The following is a 227-nucleotide window of genomic DNA, read 5'->3' as shown; positions in this document are numbered from 1 at the left end:
GCGGCCGGCCTCGCGCAGGCGGCGGGCCTGGTCCGAGGCGGTGCGGGCAGAGGCCAGCGCTTCATCCAGCGCGGCATGGCGATCGTGGTTTTCGGCATAGGTGGCGAGCGCCGTTTCGGTTTCGCGCAAGGCGCCGAGCACCACGCCATCGAAATGCGCGAGCGCTGCATCGGCACTGGCATCGGCCGCCTTGACCCGCGCGCGGGCGCCGGCGCCGGGGATCGACC

At 74.0% G+C, this 227-nt stretch carries 1 protein-coding gene; it reads right to left on the bottom strand.

The window, feature by feature from the left end; genetic code table 11:
• Positions 1-227 (bottom strand): TolC family protein (locus H926_RS32770; RefSeq protein WP_158442041.1); only part of this gene is annotated, 227 nt, incomplete at both ends.

The sequence above is a fragment of the Novosphingobium sp. B-7 genome (genome assembly GCF_000410615.1).
Lineage (GTDB): Bacteria > Pseudomonadota > Alphaproteobacteria > Sphingomonadales > Sphingomonadaceae > Novosphingobium > Novosphingobium capsulatum.
This window is presented reverse-complemented; position numbering and strand designations above follow the sequence as displayed.